Below are 2,682 nucleotides of genomic sequence, written 5' to 3'. Positions count from 1 at the left end.
AGGGTGAAGCCCTCGCGGGGGTGCGCCAGGTGCTCGCGGGTGGTGACGTGCTGCCCGCCGCGCGCGTGCGCGAGCACCTCGCCCGCATCCCCGAAGGCACCACCTTCCTCAACGGCTACGGCCCCACGGAGAACACCACCTTCTCCACGACGTTCACCCTACATCCCGACTCGGTGGTGGCCGGTGCAGTGCCCATTGGCCGGCCCGTCTCCAACTCCACTGCCTACGTACTCGACTCGCACCTGTGTCCGGTCCCCGTGGGCGTCGCGGGTGAGGTGTACGTCGGTGGCCAGGGCCTTGCCTGGGGCTACCTCCACCTCCCGGACCTGACCGCGGAGCGCTTCGTCCCCCACCCCTTCGCTTCCAGTCCAGGCGAGCGCCTCTACCGCACGGGCGACAAGGCTCGCTGGCGAGAGGACGGCACGCTCGACTTCCTGGGCCGCGTCGACTTCCAGGTGAAGGTGCGCGGCTTCCGCATCGAACTGGGTGAAATCGAAGCGGCCCTGCGTGCATTCCCGGGCGTCAACGAGGCCGTTGTCGTGGCCCGGGGCGCGGACGCGGACAAGCGCCTCATCGGCTACGTCACCGCGCGCGAAGGCCATGCGCTGGACTCCGACGCCCTCAAGGCCCACCTCCGGCGGAACCTGCCGGAGTACATGGTGCCCTCCGCGTTCCTCGTGCTGGACGCGCTGCCCCTCAACGCGAACGGCAAGGTGGACCGGCGGGCCCTCCCGGAACCGGGGGAAGCCTCGCGCGCCGTCAACTTCGTCGCACCGCGCACCCCCACCGAGGAGAAGCTGGCCGCCCTCTTCGCCGAAGTCCTCCGGGTGGAGCGCGTGGGCATCCACGATGACTTCTTCGCGTTGGGAGGCCACTCGCTCCTGGCCACCCAGCTCGTCTCGCGCGTGCGAACCACGCTGGGGCTGGAGCTGCCACTGCGGACGCTCTTCGAGGCGCCCACCGTGGGCGCCCTCGCGACGAAGCTCGCCGACACGCGGCCCGCGGCGGTCCGGCTGCCTCCGCTTCGGCCCGTGTCCCGAGCAGGAGCCATTCCGCTCTCCTTCGCCCAGCGTCGCCTCTGGTTCCTGGATCAGCTCACCCCGGGAGATGCGTCGTACAACATTCCCGCGGCGCTCCGGCTGAAGGGCCGCGTGGACGTGGAGTCGTTGCGCCGCGCCTTCGAGGCCCTGGTCGCCCGCCACGAATCCCTGCGCACCACCTTCCATGCGCATGAAGGAGAGGCCACGCAGCACGTCCACCTGCCGGACGCGTGGATGTTGCCGCTCGTGGACCTGTCGTCGCGGCCTGAAGCGCAGCGCGAAGCCGAAGCCCGGCGCCGGATCGCGAAGGAAGCGAGCCAGCCCTTCCATCTGGATCAAGGCCCGCTGCTGCGCACGACCCTGGTGCGGCTGGGCGAGCAGGAGCACCTGTTGGCCGTGACGATGCACCACATCGTCTCCGACGGATGGTCCATGGGCGTGCTCGTCCGGGAGCTGGTCGCCTTCTACGAGGCTTTCAGTACGGGCCGGAGCCCATCGCTCGCGCCACTGCCCATGCAGTACGCGGACTTCGCGGAGCGGCAGCGCCAGTGGCTCCAGGGCGAGACGCTGGACGCGCAGCTCGGCTACTGGAAGCAGCAGCTCTCGGGGGCGCCGGCCGCGCTGGAGCTGCCCACGGACCGCCCGCGTCCGCCCGTCCAGTCGCACCGGGGCGCCAGGGTGGACGTGCGCATTCCCTCGGAGGTTGCCCACGCGCTCAAGGCGCTGGCGGGACGTGAAGGTGCCACGCCCTTCATGGTGCTGCTCGCCGCCTTCCAGCTGCTGCTGTCGCGCTACGCCGCCCAGGATGACGTCAGCGTGGGTTCGCCCATCGCGGGCCGCACCCAGGCGGAGACGGAAGGCCTCATTGGCTTCTTCGTCAACACGCTCGTCCTCCGCACGCGCGTGAAGCCGGAGGACTCCTTCCGGAAGCTGCTCGCCCAGGTGCGCGGCACGACGCTCGCGGCCTTCGAGCACCAGCACGTGCCCTTCGAGAAGCTCGTGGAGGTCATCCAGCCTGTGCGGGACGCAAGCCGCAGCCCGCTCTTCCAGGTGATGTTCGCCCTGCAGAACACGCCCACCGAAGCGCTCCAGCTTCCGGGCCTCTCCTTGCAGCCTCTGCCCCTGGAGGCCCACTTCGCGAAGTTCGATCTCTCCCTCGCGCTGCAAGAACTCCAGGAGGGAATGGTTGGCACGCTGGAGTACGCGACGGACCTGTTCGACGCGGCGACCATCCAGCGGATGGCGGGCCACTTCGGCGTGTTGCTGGAGGCTATCGCGCAGAGGCCAGACACGCGGCTGAGCGATCTGCCGCTGCTCACTGACGCCGAGCGCCAGCAACTCCTCGTCGAGTGGAACCCGGCTGTCACGGAAGCCCAGCGTGAGCCCAGCATCCCCGCGATGGTGGAAGCCCAGGTGCGCCGCACGCCGGACGCGCTGGCTGTCATCACGCCCGAGCGGCAGCTGACGTACCGCGAGGTGGACGCGAAGGCGAATCAGCTCGCCCACCGTCTGCGTGGCCTGGGCGTCGGGCCCGAGGTCCGCGTGGGCCTCTGTGTCGAGCGCACCGAAGACCTCGTCATCGGAGCCCTCGGCATCCTCAAGGCCGGTGGCGCCTACGTGCCGCTGGACCCCAGCTACCCGC

At 70.1% G+C, this 2,682-nt stretch carries 1 protein-coding gene; it reads left to right on the top strand.

All coding sequences use genetic code 11. The features are described 5' to 3' along the window. Nucleotides 1–2,682, top strand: a 2,682-nt coding sequence (locus ACLEQD_RS40865; protein WP_410391332.1) for a condensation domain-containing protein, incomplete at both ends; no start/stop codon positions are given.

The sequence above is a fragment of the Corallococcus sp. 4LFB genome, from assembly GCF_046520365.1.
Taxonomy (GTDB): domain Bacteria; phylum Myxococcota; class Myxococcia; order Myxococcales; family Myxococcaceae; genus Corallococcus; species Corallococcus caeni.
The sequence above is the reverse complement of the archived record's forward strand: the minus strand, read 5'-3'. Positions and strand labels throughout refer to the sequence as shown.